The sequence below is a fragment of the Streptomyces misionensis genome, assembly GCF_007896895.1.
Taxonomy (GTDB): domain Bacteria; phylum Actinomycetota; class Actinomycetes; order Streptomycetales; family Streptomycetaceae; genus Streptomyces; species Streptomyces misionensis_A.
In genome coordinates this window covers 16,170-31,471 of sequence record NZ_VOGW01000126.1, presented here as the reverse complement: position 1 = coordinate 31,471, position 15,302 = coordinate 16,170, and the positions used below count along the sequence as shown (strand labels likewise).

15 protein-coding genes and 1 riboswitch are annotated in these 15,302 nt (G+C 72.1%); of the genes, 9 read left to right on the top strand and 6 right to left on the bottom strand.

Going from position 1 to position 15,302, the window contains the following annotated elements; all coding sequences use genetic code 11:
* A partial coding sequence (locus FRZ03_RS22080) for a carbohydrate-binding protein (protein WP_146466886.1) occupies window positions 1-633 on the top strand: 633 nt, incomplete at its 5' end.
* 24 nt (window positions 634-657) lie between these two features.
* Here FRZ03_RS22080 and FRZ03_RS22075 read toward each other — a convergent pair.
* The 3 genes from FRZ03_RS22075 to FRZ03_RS22065 all read right to left on the bottom strand — a co-directional run bounded on the left by FRZ03_RS22075 (window position 658) and on the right by FRZ03_RS22065 (window position 3,839).
* Window positions 658-1,587, bottom strand: coding sequence for a 1-phosphofructokinase family hexose kinase (locus tag FRZ03_RS22075; protein WP_146466885.1), 930 nt, complete (start codon window positions 1,585-1,587; stop codon window positions 658-660).
* A 126-nt stretch (window positions 1,588-1,713) separates the two neighbouring features.
* Window positions 1,714-2,892, bottom strand: coding sequence for an N-acetylglucosamine-6-phosphate deacetylase (nagA, locus tag FRZ03_RS22070; protein WP_186785554.1), 1,179 nt, complete (start codon window positions 2,890-2,892; stop codon window positions 1,714-1,716).
* A complete protein-coding gene (locus FRZ03_RS22065; RefSeq protein WP_146466884.1) occupies window positions 2,892-3,839 on the bottom strand; it encodes an ROK family protein in 948 nt (315 codons plus the stop codon). Before FRZ03_RS22065 ends, nagA begins: the two co-directional genes overlap by 1 nt.
* 150 nt (window positions 3,840-3,989) lie before the next feature.
* Between FRZ03_RS22065 and FRZ03_RS22060 the strand changes: the two genes are divergently transcribed.
* From FRZ03_RS22060 to otsB, 3 genes are all read left to right on the top strand, one after another.
* A complete protein-coding gene (locus FRZ03_RS22060) occupies window positions 3,990-5,240 on the top strand; it encodes an extracellular solute-binding protein (RefSeq protein WP_261399293.1) in 1,251 nt (416 codons plus the stop codon).
* A 14-nt stretch (window positions 5,241-5,254) separates the two neighbouring features.
* A complete protein-coding gene (locus FRZ03_RS22055; protein WP_146466883.1) occupies window positions 5,255-5,479 on the top strand; it encodes a DUF3263 domain-containing protein in 225 nt (74 codons plus the stop codon).
* Between the two features lie 76 nt (window positions 5,480-5,555).
* A complete protein-coding gene (gene otsB / locus FRZ03_RS22050) occupies window positions 5,556-6,389 on the top strand; it encodes a trehalose-phosphatase (protein WP_146466882.1) in 834 nt (277 codons plus the stop codon).
* Here the strand turns inward: otsB and FRZ03_RS22045 are convergent.
* Both FRZ03_RS22045 and FRZ03_RS22040 read right to left on the bottom strand, forming a co-directional pair.
* Window positions 6,377-7,804 (bottom strand): alpha,alpha-trehalose-phosphate synthase (UDP-forming), encoded by a 1,428-nt coding sequence (locus FRZ03_RS22045; RefSeq protein WP_146466881.1) that lies wholly within the window; start codon window positions 7,802-7,804, stop codon window positions 6,377-6,379. The genes otsB and FRZ03_RS22045 overlap by 13 nt on opposite strands.
* Before the next feature lie 99 nt (window positions 7,805-7,903).
* Window positions 7,904-8,848 (bottom strand): glucosyl-3-phosphoglycerate synthase, encoded by a 945-nt coding sequence (locus FRZ03_RS22040; protein ID WP_146466880.1) that lies wholly within the window; start codon window positions 8,846-8,848, stop codon window positions 7,904-7,906.
* Window positions 8,849-8,991: 143 nt separating this feature from the next.
* Window positions 8,992-9,136, top strand: a riboswitch (SAM riboswitch).
* Window positions 9,137-9,154: 18 nt separating this feature from the next.
* Between FRZ03_RS22040 and thrC the strand changes: the two genes are divergently transcribed.
* The 5 genes from thrC (at window position 9,155) to FRZ03_RS22015 (ending at window position 14,667) form a co-directional block, all read left to right on the top strand.
* Complete coding sequence (gene thrC / locus FRZ03_RS22035) at window positions 9,155-10,435, top strand: threonine synthase (RefSeq protein ID WP_146466879.1); 1,281 nt, start codon at window positions 9,155-9,157, stop codon at window positions 10,433-10,435.
* Window positions 10,432-10,710: a MoaD/ThiS family protein gene (locus FRZ03_RS22030; RefSeq protein WP_146466878.1), complete on the top strand. Its 279-nt coding sequence runs from the start codon at window positions 10,432-10,434 to the stop codon at window positions 10,708-10,710. Before thrC ends, FRZ03_RS22030 begins: the two co-directional genes overlap by 4 nt.
* 442 nt (window positions 10,711-11,152) lie before the next feature.
* Entirely contained in the window at window positions 11,153-11,356 is a 204-nt protein-coding gene (locus FRZ03_RS22025; RefSeq protein ID WP_004986573.1) for a cold-shock protein, read from the top strand.
* A 355-nt stretch (window positions 11,357-11,711) separates the two neighbouring features.
* Window positions 11,712-13,334 carry a chaperonin GroEL gene (gene groL / locus FRZ03_RS22020; protein ID WP_146466877.1) on the top strand — a complete coding sequence of 541 codons (1,623 nt, stop codon included), beginning with the start codon at window positions 11,712-11,714 and terminating at the stop codon, window positions 13,332-13,334.
* Window positions 13,335-13,539: 205 nt separating this feature from the next.
* Window positions 13,540-14,667, top strand: coding sequence for an NADH:flavin oxidoreductase (locus FRZ03_RS22015; protein WP_146466876.1), 1,128 nt, complete (start codon window positions 13,540-13,542; stop codon window positions 14,665-14,667).
* A 25-nt stretch (window positions 14,668-14,692) separates the two neighbouring features.
* Here FRZ03_RS22015 and FRZ03_RS22010 read toward each other — a convergent pair whose 3' ends face one another.
* Window positions 14,693-15,262 carry a hypothetical protein gene (locus FRZ03_RS22010; protein ID WP_146466875.1) on the bottom strand — a complete coding sequence of 190 codons (570 nt, stop codon included), beginning with the start codon at window positions 15,260-15,262 and terminating at the stop codon, window positions 14,693-14,695.
* Window positions 15,263-15,302: the final 40 nt, after the last annotated feature.

Sequence of the window (15,302 nt, the reverse complement as noted above, 5' to 3'; positions counted from 1 at the left end):
GGCCCCGGCCGCCGCGGCCCCAACACCAAGGGCCTGCTGATCGGCGCGATCGCGGTGGTCGCCGCGGTGGTCGTCGGCATCAGCATCGCCATGTTCAACGGCAACCCGGACGACAAGAACTCCGACGGCCAGGCCGGCGCCACCCCGGCCCAGTCCCAGAGCACGGAGCCGACTCCGACGAGCAGCGCCACCAACGGCCGGCTGCCGAAGGTCGACGCGGCGGACAGCTCCGTACAGCTGTCGGGCGGTGCCGCGCCGACCACGGGCGTCCAGGGCGCGCAGGGCGCGGGCGGCAAGTACGTGGGCGGCCTGAACCAGGTCGGCGCCTCCGCCACCTGGAGCGTGGACATCCCCTCGGACGGCGCCTACACCCTCTTCACGCGCTACAGCGCGACCGGCGAGGACCAGTCGATGACGGTCACCGTCAACGGCAAGGAGTTCGGCAGCAAGCTCGGGCTGAGGAACTGGCGGCACGCCGCCGACGGCGACTTCGCCCAGGGCTGGACCCGCTCCTACGTGTGGCCCACCCTCAAGAAGGGCAACAACGTCATCTCCGTCTCCTGCCAGCCGGGCGACAAGTGCAACATCCTGCTGGACCAGTTCTGGATAAAGAAGGGCCGGGTCACCGGCTGACCGGTCGGGGGCGCGGCCGGGCCGTCAGGTCGCGCCGGCCACCGTGGTCACCGGCACCCGCGTCCGCAGCTCCGCGTACACCGCGGGGTCGAACTCGCCCGCCGCGGGCGCCCGTACCGTCGCCGCCGACAGGGCCACCGCCCGGGACAGCCGGTCCGGCCAGGGGAGCCGCTCGACCAGGCCGGACAGCAGGGCGGCCACCGCCGAGTCGCCCGCGCCGGTCGGGTTGCCGTGCACCCGGGAGGGCGGGGCCGCGCGCCAGTGGCCCTCGGAGGTGGCGGCGAGGAGCCCCTCCGGGCCCAGCGAGGCGACCACCGCGTGGGCGCCGCGCCGGCGGGCGTCCCGGGTGGCGCGCAACGGGTCGTGGGAGCCGGTGAGTTCGGCCAGTTCGTCGGCGTTCGGCTTGATGATGTCGGGGCGGGCCGCCACCCCGCGGCGCAGCGGCTCGCCGCTGGTGTCCAGCAGGACCGGCACGCCGAAGGAGCGCGCGGTGCGCACGAGGCCCGCGTACGCCCCCACCGGCACCCCCGGTGGCAGGCTCCCGCAGAGCGCCACCGCCGAGGCGCCGGCCAGCAGGCCCTCGTAGCGGTCCAGGAACGTGCCCCACTCGGCGGGCGCGATCTGCGGGCCCGGCTCGTTCAACTGGGTGGTGTCGCCGGAGCGTTCGTCCACCACCGCGATCGTGCGCCGCGTCGCCCCCGCCACCGGCACCAGCGCGTCCGTCAGCCCCTCGGTCCGGGCGAGCCGGTCGCGTACCGCCCGGCCCGTGCCGCCGCCCGCGAACCCGGTGACCGTCACCTCGTGCCCGAGCGCGGCGAGCACCCGGCCCACGTTCACGCCCTTGCCGCCCGGGCGCTCGATGACCTCCGAGACCCGGTGCGAGGCGTGCGGGCGCAGTGACGGCACCCGATAGGTGATGTCGAGAGCGGTGTTCAGCGTGACCGTGAGGATCACCCGGGCTGCCTCCCTCGAAGCCGGCGGTCCGGCGCCGCCTGTCGTTTCCGGGGCCCGATCATGCCAAAGAGACGGCGACCGGCCCAGTCGCGGGCCGGTCGCCGTCACCGGGAAATGCCGGGCTTATCAGGCCGGTTGGGGAGCTACGACCCACGCTCCCCGCCGCATCACGCCCTTCACCGCGAAGTCCGCGTCCAGCAGCACCAGGTCCGCGTCCTTGCCCGGTTCCAGGGAGCCGACCCGGTCGGAGAGGCCGAGCAGCCGGGCCGGGTTGGCGGACAGGGCCTTCACCGTGTCCTCGACCGACAGGCCGTCCACGGTCACCGCCCGCTTGAACGCCCGGTCGAGCGTCAGCGTCGAGCCGGCGATCGAACCGCCCTCCACCAGCCGCGCCACGCCCTCGCTGACCTCGACCTCCAGCGGGCCGAGCAGGTAGCGGCCGTCGCCGCTGCCGGCCGCGTCCATCGCGTCGGTGATGAACGCCACCCGGTCCGCGCCCGCGTGGTGGAAGGCCAGCTCCAGGGCGGCGGGGTGCAGATGCGTGCCGTCGTTGATCAGCTCGACCGTCACCCGCTCGTCCTCCAGCAGCGCGGCGACGGGGCCGGGGGTGCGGTGGCCGAGGGCGGGCATCGCGTTGAACAGGTGCGTGGCGACCGTGGCACCGGCCTCGATGGCCTCCACCGTCTGCTCGTACGTCGCGTCCGTGTGTCCGATCGCGGCGATCACCCCGTGCTCGGCGAGCAGCCGCACCGAGTCGATGCCGCCGGGCAGCTCCGCGGCGAGGGTGAGCATCCGCGCGTGGCCGCGTGCCGCGTCGATCAGCTTGCGGACCTCGGCCGGCTCCGGGTGGCGCAGCAGCGCCTCGGAGTGGGCGCCCTTGCGGCACGGCGAGATGAACGGCCCCTCGAAGTGGATGCCCGCGATCTCGCCCTGCTCGGCCAGCTCGCTGAGCAGTCCGGCCTGCCGCACCAGCAGGTCCATCTCGTCGGTGACGGTGGAGGCGACCAGGGTGGTGGTGCCGTGCTCGCGGTGGGTGCGGATCGCGGTGAGGATCTGCTCGGCGGTCCCGGAGAAGGAGGCCCCGCCGCCGCCGTGGTTGTGGATGTCGACGAAGCCGGGGACCAGCCAGTGGCCGGTCACGTCGACGACCTCGGCGCCGGCCGGGGCGGCGTCGGCGATGCGCGTGCCGTCGACGGCCACCTGGCCGCCGCGCACCGTTCCGGTGGGCAGGACCACGTTCGCGCCGGTGAGCACCCGTGGGTGCGGGGCACTGTCAGGGGCCGGAGTTTCCCGCTCGTTGGCCATCAGGTGCTTACCTCCGGAGTCGTAGGGATGGTGCCGGTCAGCAGGTCCCGCGCGAGCAGCCCCGCGCCCAGGCAGCCGGCGCTGTCGCCGAGGGCGGCGGGCACGATGGACGGCAGTTTCTGGAAGGTGACCCGGCGGCGGACGGCGTCCCGCAGGGGCTGGAACAACACTTCCCCCGCCTCGGCGAGCCCGCCACCGATGATCAGCGTGCGCGGGTCCAGCAGGGTGAGCGCGGTGACCAGCCCGTCGGCGAGCGCGTCCACCGCGGTCCGCCAGACCCGGCCGGCCTCGGGGTCGCCGGCCGCGACGGCCCGCGCGCAGTCGGCCGCGTCGGCGTCCGGGTTCCCGCCGGCCGCCGCCCAGGCCTCGCTGACGGCGGCCGCGGAGGCGTACCGCTCCAGGCAGCCGCGCTGCCCGCACGGGCAGGGCGCGCCGCCGGGCCGTACGACGATGTGCCCGATCTCGCCGGCGAAGCCGTGCGCCCCCGACTCCACCCGGCCGTCGATCCCGATCGCGCCCGCGATGCCGGTGCCGAGCGGCACGAACAGAAAGCGGTCGGCGCCCCGGCCCGCGCCGATCCGGCCCTCCGCGAGCCCGCCGGTGCGCACGTCGTGGCCGAGCGCGACGGGCACCCCGAGCCGCTCGGCGAGCAGCGCGCGCAGGGGTACGTCCTGCCAGCCGAGGTTGGCGGAGTAGACGGCGGTGCCGTGCTCCTCGTCCACGATGCCGGGCACCGCGATGCCGGCCGCGGCGGCCGGGGCGCCGTAGTGCTCGGCGCCGTACGCGCGCAGTTCGGCGGCGAAGTCGAGGATGCCCGCGACCACCGTGTCGGGGCCGCGTTCGCGGCCGGTGGCGCGGCGGGCGCGGTGCAGCAGGGCGCCGTCGTCCCCGACGAGGGCGGCCTTCATCCCGGTACCGCCCACGTCCAGGGCGATGACATGTCTCACGGGGACAGTGTGGCCCGGTGACCCATGAGAGGTCTAGTCCACTCGCGTGGTGTAGACCTTAGGATTCCATCTATCGAACAGTCGGACAGCAGGGTTGGGACTTTGACGGTGCGTCGGCGTACGGCAGGAATGATCGCGGTGGTGTCGGCCATGGGCATGACCGCACTCCTCGGCGGCTGCGGGAGCACGGGCTCCTCCGACGTGACCCTCAGACTCGTCGCCGCCGACTACGGCGACTCGCCCGCCAACAGCTCCAAGAAGTACTGGGACTCCCTGGTCAAGGCGTACGAGGCGACGCACTCGGGGGTGAAGGTCGAGGTCAGCGTCTACTCCTGGAACGACGTCGACCGCAAGGTCAAGGAGATGGTCGACGCCGGGCACGCCCCCGACCTCGCGCAGATCGGCGCCTACGCCGACTACGCGGCCGCGGGCAAGCTCTACGCGGCCTCGGACCTGCTCTCCATCCGCACCCAGGCGGACTTCCTGTCGCAGCTGGCCGACGCCGGGCAGTGGAACCACGTCCAGTACGGCATACCCTTCGCCGCCTCCACCCGGGTGCTCTTCTACAACAAGACGATGTTCGAGAGCGCCGGCCTCACCCCGCCCAGCAGCTGGGACCAGCTGGCGGCCGACGCCAAGGTGCTCAAGGACAAGGGCGTGAAGTACCCCTTCGCGCTGCCGCTGGGCCCCGAGGAGGCGCAGGCGGAGACCATGCAGTGGATGCTCAGCGGCGGCGACGGCGGTTCGGGCGGCACCGGGTACACCGACGACATCGGCACCTACACGATCGACTCCCAGCAGAACGTCTCCACCTTCACCTGGCTCAAGGACGACCTGGTCGACAAGGGGCTGACCGGTCCGGTGGCGCCCGGGAAGCTCAACCGGGCGCAGGCGTTCGCGGCGTTCGCCGACGGCCAGGTCGGCATGGTCAACGGGCACCCCACGCTGATCCAGCAGGCCGAGCAGAAGGGCGTGCGGTTCGGGATGGTGCCGACGCCGAGCCGCAGCGGCCGGGCCCGGTCGTCGATGGGGGTCAGCGACTGGATGATGGCGTTCAAGCAGAACGGCCACGCCGAGCAGACCGGCGACTTCCTGAACTACGTCTACAGCCGGAAGAACGTCCTCGACTTCTCCCGCACCTACGGTCTGCTGCCGGTCACCAGCTCCGCCTCCAACGTCATGAGCGCGTCGGACGCGGCCCCCGACAAGGCCCTGCACCCCTTCCTCGACCAGCTGGCCACCTCCGAGATGTATCCCGTGGGCAAGACGTCCTGGGCGGCGGTCAGCGCGGCCGTGAAGCAGAACATCGGGCAGGCCCTCGCCCCGGGCGGCAGCCCCGCGGGCGTCCTGACCCGCCTCCAGGCGACGGCCACGGCGGCGGACAGCGCCAGCGCGAACTGAGCTACGGTTCCGGTATGGAACTCGGCGACCGCGAGCGGGCCATCCTCGCGCTGGAACGCCGGGGCTTCACGGGCCCCGGCGCCAAGGAACGCGCCATCCGCGAGCAGCTCCACCTCTCCCCGGTCCGCTACTACCAGCTCCTCAACGCCCTCCTGGACGACGAACGGGCCCTCGCCCACGACCCCGTCACGGTGAACCGGCTGCGCAGAATCCGCGAGACCCACCGGTCGGAACGCTGAGCCCGGCCCGCACGGGCCGGTGGCGCGGAGGGGGCGGCCAGGAGTGATGGCGGCCCCCGCTGGATAGTGTCGGTACATGGACCCTCTGCCGACCCCAGCCACCCAGGCCGGCCGGGACGGGCTGGCCGCGCTGCTGGCCAAGCCCCGCACCGCGGTGATCGGACTGGACTTCGACGGCACGCTCGCGCCCATCGTCGCCGACCCCGAACAGGCCCGCGCCCACCCGGACGCCGTCCCCGCGCTCGCCGCCCTCGCCCCCAAGGTCGCCCACGTCGCCGTGGTCACCGGCCGGCCCGCGGGCGTCGCGGTCCGCCACGGCGGCTTCGCCGGTGTCCCGGGCCTCGCCCACCTCACCGTCCTCGGCCACTACGGCGCCGAGCGCTGGGACGCCGTCACCGGCACCGTCTCCGCCCCCGCCCCGCACCCCGGCGTCGCCGCCGTCCGCGCCGAACTGCCCGGCGTCCTCGACCGGGCCGGCGCCTGGCAGGGCACGTGGATCGAGGAGAAGGGCCGCGCGGTTGCGGTGCACACCCGCCGCGCCGAGGACCCGGAGGCCGCCTACGAGGCGCTGCGCGGGCCCCTGACCGACCTCGCCACCCGGCACGGACTGATCGTCGAACCCGGCCGGATGGTGCTGGAACTGCGCCCGCCCGGCATGGACAAGGGCGTCGCCCTGAGCGAGTACGTCCGCGAGACCGGCGCCGAGGCCGTCCTCTACGCCGGCGACGACCTCGGCGACCTCCCCGCCTTCGCCGCCGTCGGCGAACTGCGCTCCGAGGGCCTGCCCGGCCTCCTGGTGTGCAGCGGCAGCTCGGAGGTCACCGAACTGGCCGAGAAGGCCGACCTGGTGGTCGACGGTCCCGAGGGCGTCGTACGGCTCCTCAGGACCCTGGCGGATCAGCTCGACTGAGCCGTCAGGGCGTGCAGCTGGTCCAGGAACCACTGGGCCGGCGGCAGCGCCGTGGCCGCCGCGGCCAGCCGCTTCGACCGCTCCGCCCGCTCACCGGCCGGCATGGCCAGCGCCGCGTGCAGCGCCTCCGCCGTGCCCGTGACGTCGTACGGGTTGACCACCAGCGCGTCCTCGCCCAGCTCCGCGTACGCCCCCGCCTCCCGGGACAGCACCAGCGCACAGCCCTCGTCGGAGACGACCGGCACCTCCTTGGCGACGAGGTTCATGCCGTCCCGGATGGGGTTGACCAGTGCCACGTCGGCGAGCCGGTACGCGGCCAGCGAGCGGGCGAAGTCGTCCTTCACATGGAGCACCACCGGGGTCCAACCGGGCGTGCCGTAGCGCTCGTTGATCTCCTCGGCGACCTTGCGCACCTGGTCCGTGTACTCCCGGTACACCGCCAGGTCCTGCCGGGACGGGTACGCGAACGCCACATGGACGACCCGCTCGCGCCACTCGGGGTGCGCGTCCAGCAGCTGCCGGTACGCCAGCAGCCCGCGCACGATGTTCTTGGACAGCTCGGTGCGGTCCACCCGGACGATCGTCCGGCGGCCCTCGCCGATCTCCGCCCGCAGCGCCGCCATCCGCTCGTCCACGTCCGCCCGGTGCGCCCGCTCGCGCAGGAAGTCGGCGTCCGCGCCGAGCCCGTGCACCCCGATCCGGGTGCCGGAGGGAATCCCGGGCCCCAGCACCGCGTGGCAGCAGTCGGTGAACGCGTCCGCCCACCGCCGGGTGAGGAACGCCGCCCGGTCCGCGCCCAGGATTCCGGTCAGCAGCTCGGCCGCGATGTCGTCCGGCAGCAGCCGGAAGTACTCCGCCGGGGCCCACGGCGTGTGCGAGAAGTGGCCGATGCGCAGGTCGGGGCGGAGCCGGCGGAGCATCCGCGGGGCGAGCGCCAGGTGGTAGTCCTGGATCAGCACCGCCGCCCCCTCGGCCGCCTCCTGGGCCAGCGCCTCGGCGAACGCCCGGTTGTAGGCCTCGTACGCCGCCCACTGCCGCCGGAAGGCGGCGTCGAAGACGGGCTCCAGCGGCGTCTGGTAGAGCATGTGATGCACGAACCAGAGCACCGAGTTGGCGATCCCGTTGTACGCGTCGGCGAACACGTCCGCGTCGATGTCGAGCATCCGCACCCGCTGCCCGCCGGTGTCCGCGACCGGCAGCAGCCCGCCGTCCGCGCGCCGGGCCGCCGCCCGGTCGCCCTCGCCCAGCGCGGCGCACACCCACACCGCGTTCGCCTCCGGCCCGATGGCCGAAAGACCCGAGACCAGACCGCCGCCGCCCCGCTTGGGACGCAGCGCCCCACCCTCGCCGACCGCGTACGAAACCGGGCCGCGATTGGACGCGACCAGCACCTCAGCACCGTGCGTGGAAGCCATGGTCCTCAACCTAGCCCGGCCCGGAAACACTCAAACGTACGGACCGTCCCGGAAAGCGGCCCCCCACAGCCGTACCTCCGGTTTCACGCCACCCGTCCGTCACGCCACCCGGCGGTGGGCGTACTCGGCGATCTCCGTCATCGGCGGGCGCTCCTCGGTGTCCACCGAGTAGGTGCGCGGCTCGAAGCCCGTCACCCCCCGTTCGAACTGGGTGAGCGAGGGCCGCACCAGATGGCCGCGGGCCAGCCGCAGCTGGGCGGTGCGGTAGATGGCCGCCGCCATCCGGCCGAGCGCCTGCCCGTCCTGGTGCCGGTGCTTGCGCACCCCCACGTCCACCTGTGCCAGCGCGTCCAGGCCCACCAGGTGCAGGGCGTCCACCAGCATGCCCAGCTCCACCCCGTACCCGACCGGGAACGGCAGCCGCTCCAGCAGCGAGCGCCGGGCCGCGTACTCCCCGCCCAGCGGCTGCACGAACCCCGCCAGCTGCGGCCAGTGCATGTTCAGCAGCGGGCGCGCCATCAGCTCGGTGACCCGGCCGCCCTGCCCCGCCGATCCGGCGAGCGGCCGGTCGTACATCGCCTTGACCAGCTGCACGTCCGGCTCGGTGAGCAGCGGGCCGACGATGCCCGTGACGAAGTCGGCGGAGAACTCCCGCAGGTCCGCGTCGACGAAGCAGACGACATCCCCGGTGGCGACGAGCAGCGAGCGCCACAGCACCTCGCCCTTGCCCGGGACGGCGGGCATCCGGGGCAGGATCGCGTCGCGGTGCACCACCCGCGCGCCCGCCGCGGCCGCCACCTCGGAGGTGCGGTCGGTGGACCCGGAGTCGATCACCAGCACCTCGTCGACCAGCGGGGCCCGCTCCACCAGCTCGCGCCGGATCACGGCGACGATCTCCCCGACGGTCTCCTCCTCGTTGAGCGCGGGCAGGACCACGCTGATCGTCTGGCCCGTGCGCTGCTTGGCCGCCAGGAGCTGGTGCATCGGCCGATCGTGCACGGACCAGGAGCGGTCGCTCAGCCAGCGCTCGACTTCTTCCAGCACGGTCCCGGGCTCCTCACGGTTGTCTCGCGGTACGGACGACTATCTCAACTGTCCAGGCCTTCGGTTACAGTCTTGAACAACGCCGATGACCATCGCATGTCGGGGGTCCACGCGCGCCGACAACCGCATACACAACCGAATACCGCTCATCCAGAGGGGCAGAGGGACACGGCCCGATGAAGCCCCGGCAACCCTCCAGCCGGTTCTCGTCTTCGAACAGCGAGGCTCCCGGCTAGGGAAGGTGCCAAATCCGTCTCGCGGCGAGATGCGTCGTGAGGAAGATGAGGAGAAAGGGCCTCGCCTCCCATGGCTGTGCAGACAGTTGCCACCGGCAGTTCCACCGTCGACCTCGGCCCCGCCGCCGCCCTGAGCTGTCGGGAATGCGGCCACCGCGTCCCGCTCGGCCCGGTCTTCGCCTGCGAGGAGTGTTTCGGGCCGCTGGAGATCGCCTACGACTTCTCCGGCTACGACACCGAGGAACTGCGGGCGCGCATCGAAAGCGGCCCCGCCAACATCTGGCGATACGCCCCGCTGCTGCCCGTCCCGGCGAACGTGGCCGACAAGCCGAACATCAACCCCGGCTGGACCAAGCTCGTCAAGGCCGACAACCTCGCCCGCGAACTCGGCGTCACCGGCGGCCTGTACGTCAAGGACGACTCCGGCAACCCGACCCACTCCTTCAAGGACCGGGTGGTGGCCCAGGCGCTGGAGGCCGCGCGCGCCTTCGGCTTCACCACGCTGTCCTGCTCCTCCACCGGCAACCTGGCCGGCGCCGTCGGCGCCGCCGCCGCCCGCGCCGGCCTGCGCTCCTGCGTGTTCATCCCGCACGACCTGGAGCAGGGCAAGGTCGTCATGGCCGCGGTCTACGGCGGTGAGCTGGTCGGCATCGAGGGCAACTACGACGATGTGAACCGCTTCTGCTCCGAGCTGATCGGCGACCCGGCCGGCGAGGGCTGGGGCTTCGTCAACGTCAATCTGCGCCCCTACTACGCGGAGGGCTCCAAGACCCTGGCGTACGAGGTCTGCGAGCAGCTCGGCTGGCGGCTGCCCGACCAGATCGTGGTCCCGATCGCCTCCGGCTCCCAGCTCACCAAGATCGACAAGGGGCTCCAGGAGCTGATCAGGCTGGGGCTCGTGGAGGACCGGCCGTACAAGATCTTCGGTGCGCAGGCCGAGGGCTGCTCGCCGGTGTCGACGGCCTTCAAGGCGGGCCACGACGTCGTACGGCCGCAGAAGCCGGACACCATCGCCAAGTCCCTCGCCATCGGCAACCCGGCCGACGGACCCTACGTCCTGGACATCGCCCGGCGCACCGGCGGCGCCGTGGAGGACGTGACGGACGAGCAGGTCGTCGCCGCGATCAAGCTGCTGGCCCGGACCGAGGGCATCTTCGCCGAGACCGCGGGCGGGGTGACCGTCGGCGTGACGAAGAAGCTGATCGACAGCGGCGTCCTCGACCCGGCGAAGACCACCGTCGTCCTCAACACCGGCGACGGTCTGAAGACCCTCGACGCGGTGGCCGGCACCGGTCTGACCGCCACCATCCGCCCGACCCTGGACTCCTTCCGAGAGGCTGGCCTCGCATGAGCGTGACCGTTCGCATCCCCACCATCCTGCGCACCTACACCGGCGGCCGGGCCGAGGTCGCCGCCGAGGGCGCCACCCTCGCCGAGGTCATCGAGGACCTGGAGAAGAACCACACCGGGATCGCCGCCCGCGTCCTGGACGACCAGGGCAGGCTGCGCCGGTTCGTGAACGTCTACGTCAACGACGACGACGTCCGCTTCGAGCAGGGCCTGCAGACCGTCACCCCGGACGGCGCGGGCGTCTCGATCATCCCGGCCGTCGCCGGCGGCTGCTGACCGGATGACCGATCATTACCTTCGGTAAGGACGGTTACCGAAGGTTCATCGGATTGCCCTCTCCGTGAGAGAAGCGGAGGGGGCAATTCTGTGTGATTGAGCGCGGTACAGTTGGGGAACACGCCCCGGATCACCGAGGGGAAGCCCTCGATTCCTCATCGCGAGCCCGATAAGAAGTAGCCAAAGTGCACGGGCTTTCCGCGGCTTTTGCGTATTTTACGGGGCCCGACTTGCCCTGAACTCTGGTGAATTCTCCCCACATTCCGGATCGGTCGCGTCCAGAATTCTCGTCCAATTGACCTGTTGCAGACGGCAGTTGGACAGATACATTCAGCCGCGGTCGACGCGTTCCGGCGCACGCCCCCGACCGATGGGGGGCGAGGTCTGACCCGGGTCCGCGAAGTGTGGATCTGTGCAAGGGCCAGTAATAGGGGAGTTAGGCATGGCTCAGGGCACCGTCAAGTGGTTCAACGCGGAGAAGGGGTACGGCTTCATCGCGGTCGACGGTGGTGCGGACGTCTTCGTCCACTACAGCGCCATTCAGATGGACGGCTACCGCACCCTGGAGGAGGGCCAGCGGGTGGAGTTCGAGATCTCGCAGGGCCAGAAGGGTCCGCAGGCCGACATGGTTCGCGTCACCGCCTGAACGTTTCTCGACCGCAGGGCCCGCACCTCGCACGGGGTGCGGGCCCTGCGGCATGTCCGGGGGCGGTGCGTCCGTCCGGGGCTCACGACCGGCTCGTACCCGCGTGGACGCCTGCGCCACCCGTCACCCGACCGCCACCCCTCGACGAGCCCGCTACGCGGGCGCACCTTGCACTCGGGCATGCCGAGTGCTAATCATTGCGTTAGCACTCTGAAGGTGAGAGTGACAAAGAAGGACCGGGTCGGTGAGGCCCGCAGGCCACGTGGGGCAAGGAACCGCAGGCCGGCGAGCCGTCCGTCGCGGGCGCGGGCGCGGTCCGAAGGAATCACCCCCAGTCCTGGAGGGACCACTTCACATGGCCAAGATCATCGCGTTCGACGAGGAGGCGCGGCGCGGCCTCGAGCGCGGCATGAACCAGCTCGCGGACGCCGTCAAGGTGACGCTCGGCCCCAAGGGTCGCAACGTCGTCCTCGAGAAGAAGTGGGGCGCCCCCACGATCACCAACGATGGTGTCTCCATCGCCAAGGAGATCGAGCTCGAGGACCCGTACGAGAAGATCGGCGCCGAGCTGGTCAAGGAAGTCGCCAAGAAGACGGACGACGTCGCCGGTGACGGTACGACCACCGCGACCGTGCTCGCCCAGGCCCTGGTCAAGGAAGGCCTGCGCAACGTCGCGGCCGGCGCCAACCCGATGGCTCTGAAGCGCGGTATCGAGAAGGCCGTCGAGGCCGTCTCCGCCGCTCTCCTGGAGCAGGCGAAGGACGTCGAGACCAAGGAGCAGATCGCCTCCACCGCGTCCATCTCCGCCGCCGACACCCAGATCGGCGAGCTGATCGCCGAGGCCATGGACAAGGTCGGCAAGGAAGGCGTCATCACCGTCGAGGAGAGCAACACCTTCGGTCTGGAGCTCGAGCTCACCGAGGGCATGCGCTTCGACAAGGGCTACATCTCCGCCTACTTCGCGACCGACATGGAGCGCATGGAGGCGTCGCTCGAGGACCCGTACATCCTCATCGCGAACTCCAAGATCGGCTCCGTCAAGGACCTGCTCCCGCTCCTGGAGAAGGTCATGCAGTCGGGCAAGCCGCTGCTGATCATCGCCGAGGACGTCGAGGGCGAGGCCCTGTCGACCCTGGTCGTCAACAAGATCCGCGGCACCTTCAAGTCCGTCGCCGTCAAGGCCCCGGGCTTCGGCGACCGCCGCAAGGCCATGCTCGGCGACATCGCCATCCTCACGGGCGGCGAGGTCATCTCCGAGGAGGTCGGCCTCAAGCTGGAGAACGCGACCCTGGACCTCCTGGGCCGCGCCCGCAAGGTCGTCATCACCAAGGACGAGACCACCATCGTCGACGGTGCCGGCTCCTCCGAGCAGGTCAACGGCCGCGTCAACCAGATCCGCGCCGAGATCGAGAACAGCGACTCCGACTACGACCGCGAGAAGCTCCAGGAGCGCCTGGCCAAGCTCGCCGGCGGCGTCGCGGTCATCAAGGCCGGTGCCGCCACCGAGGTGGAGCTCAAGGAGCGCAAGCACCGCATCGAGGACGCCGTGCGCAACGCCAAGGCGGCCGTCGAGGAGGGCATCGTCGCCGGTGGTGGCGTGGCCCTGCTCCAGGCCTCCCAGGTCTTCGAGAAGCTGGAGCTGGAGGGTGACGAGGCGACCGGCGCCAACGCCGTGCGCATCGCCCTGGAGGCCCCGCTGAAGCAGATCGCCGTCAACGCCGGCCTCGAGGGCGGTGTCGTGGTGGAGAAGGTGCGCAACCTGACCCCGGGCCACGGCCTGAACGCCGCGACCGGCGAGTACGTCGACCTGGTCGGCGAGGGCATCATCGACCCGGCGAAGGTGACCCGTTCCGCGCTGCAGAACGCCGCCTCCATCGCCGCGCTGTTCCTCACCACCGAGGCCGTCATCGCCGACAAGCCGGAGAAGGCCGCCGCGGCCGCTCCGGGCGGCATGCCGGGCGGTGACATGGACTTCTGATCGGCCTCCGGCTGATCGAGTTCGTGCCGAGGGCGGCACTTCCTGTCGGACGACAGGGGGTGCCGCCCTCGGGCGTGTCCGGCCTCACAGCGGGGCGCGCACCGGGGCTGGGAATACCGGCCTCCGTGCCACCGCTTGCTTAAGGGTCTGCAACGATGCACGCTCACATACCGGTTGGTCAGTAACAGCCCGAGGAGTTTCCCACGTGACCGTCGACACGCCCGCCGCCTCCCGCGCGGCCCAGATCCTCTCCCGTCCCCTCACCCTCAACGGCCTCACGGTCCCCAACCGGATCGCGATGGCGCCCATGACCCGGATGTTCTCCCCGGGCGGCGTCCCCGGCGAGGACGTGCGCTCCTACTACGCGCGCCGGGCCGCCGCCGGAGTCGGCCTGATCATCACCGAGGGCACCTACGTGGGCCACGAGTCGGCCGGGCAGAGCGACCGGATTCCGCGGTTCTCCGGCGAGGAGCAGCTCGCGGGCTGGGCGAAGGTCGCCGAGGGCGTGCACGCGGCGGGCGGCACCATCGTCCCGCAGCTGTGGCACGTCGGCATGGTGCGCAAGCAGGGCGAGCCGCCGTTCGCGGACGCGCCCGCCGTCGGCCCCTCCGGCATCCGCCTGGACGGCACCGAGGGCGAGGGCCGGGCGATGACCCGTCAGGACCTGGACGACGTCATCCGCGCGTTCGCCGAGGCCGCCGCCGCGGCCGAGCGCATCGGCTTCGACGGGGTCGAGCTGCACGGCGCCCACGGCTACCTCATCGACCAGTTCCTGTGGGAGCGCACCAACCGCCGCACCGACGCGTACGGCGGTGACCCGGTCGCCCGCACGAAGTTCGCGGCGGAGATCGTGGCCGCCGTGCGTGAGGCGGTCTCCCCGGAGTTCCCGGTGATCTTCCGCTACTCGCAGTGGAAGTCCGACAACTACGACGCCCGCCTCGCCGAGACCCCCGAGGAGCTGGAGGCCGTCCTGACCCCGCTCGCCGCGGCCGGCGTCGACGTCTTCCACGCCTCCACCCGCCGCTACTGGCTCCCCGAGTTCGACGGCTCCGACCTCAACCTCGCGGGCTGGACCAAGAAGCTCACCGGCAAGCAGGCCATCACGGTCGGCTCGGTCGGCCTCGACGGCGACTTCACCGGCGCCTTCCGCGGCGAGGGCTCCCCGGTCAAGGCCATCGACAACCTCCTCGACCGGCTGGAGGCCGACGAGTTCGACATGGTCGCCGTCGGCCGCGCGCTGCTCCAGGACCCGCAGTGGGCGGCCAAGGTGCTCGCCGGACGCTTCGACGAGCTGGAGCCGTACGACGCGGCGGCGCTGAAGACCCTCAGCTGAGGCCGGTGCCGGCCGTCGGGGGACGCTACAGGTTGTTCATCGGCTCGATGTCGACGCGCACCGGCGTCCCCCACACGCGTAGCACCTCGTAGTCGGTGAACTCGTGCACCAGCCGGTAGGCCATGGCGGGCCGCGCGCCGCGCCGCTGGGCGGCGAGGTAGGCCTCGGCCTCCCGCCGGTCCCGCCGGGGGGTGCCGCACAGCTGCCACTCCTGCCCGTTCCACAGCTCCGGCAGCCACCGCTGCTGGGGCTGCGGGCGGTCCTCCCGGACGCCGTACCGCGAGGGCGCCGGGGCGGCCTGCTGCACCGGGCCCGGCCGGCCCTGGTACTCCGAGCGGCGGGCCGCCCGGCGCCGGGTCTCGCACAGCAGGCACAGATCGGGCGCGCTCTCGTCCACGGGCCCCTGCGGGTGCTCGGCGCACCGGGTGGCCGGCGCGTTCGTGCCGGCGCTCTCCTCCAGCAGATCCAGCGCTCTGCGCAGATCCGCCCTGATCTCCTGGAGCCGCCCGTCGGGGGTGTCGGCGGTCAGCGTCTCCCCGTGCTCCCCGAGCACCCGAAGGGCCCGGCCGAGGGCGGCCAGCTGGGCGTGGTTCATGGCGGTTCCCGGTCGGTAGGCGACTTCCGTGGGTCCTCAC

Bases quoted from the DNA above. Each gene is read 5' to 3' on its own strand.
- thrC (WP_146466879.1), top strand. From the start codon at position 9,155: ATGGCTGTGCAGACAGTTGCCACCGGCAGTTCCACCGTCGACCTCGGC.
- nagA (WP_186785554.1), bottom strand. From the start codon at position 2,892: ATGGCCAACGAGCGGGAAACTCCGGCCCCTGACAGTGCCCCGCACCCA.
- FRZ03_RS22060 (WP_261399293.1), top strand. From the start codon at position 3,990: ATGGGCATGACCGCACTCCTCGGCGGCTGCGGGAGCACGGGCTCCTCC.
- groL (WP_146466877.1), top strand. From the start codon at position 11,712: ATGGCCAAGATCATCGCGTTCGACGAGGAGGCGCGGCGCGGCCTCGAG.
- otsB (WP_146466882.1), top strand. From the start codon at position 5,556: ATGGACCCTCTGCCGACCCCAGCCACCCAGGCCGGCCGGGACGGGCTG.
- FRZ03_RS22030 (WP_146466878.1), top strand. From the start codon at position 10,432: ATGAGCGTGACCGTTCGCATCCCCACCATCCTGCGCACCTACACCGGC.
- FRZ03_RS22045 (WP_146466881.1), bottom strand. From the start codon at position 7,804: ATGGCTTCCACGCACGGTGCTGAGGTGCTGGTCGCGTCCAATCGCGGC.
- FRZ03_RS22025 (WP_004986573.1), top strand. From the start codon at position 11,153: ATGGCTCAGGGCACCGTCAAGTGGTTCAACGCGGAGAAGGGGTACGGC.
- FRZ03_RS22055 (WP_146466883.1), top strand. From the start codon at position 5,255: ATGGAACTCGGCGACCGCGAGCGGGCCATCCTCGCGCTGGAACGCCGG.
- FRZ03_RS22010 (WP_146466875.1), bottom strand. From the start codon at position 15,262: ATGAACCACGCCCAGCTGGCCGCCCTCGGCCGGGCCCTTCGGGTGCTC.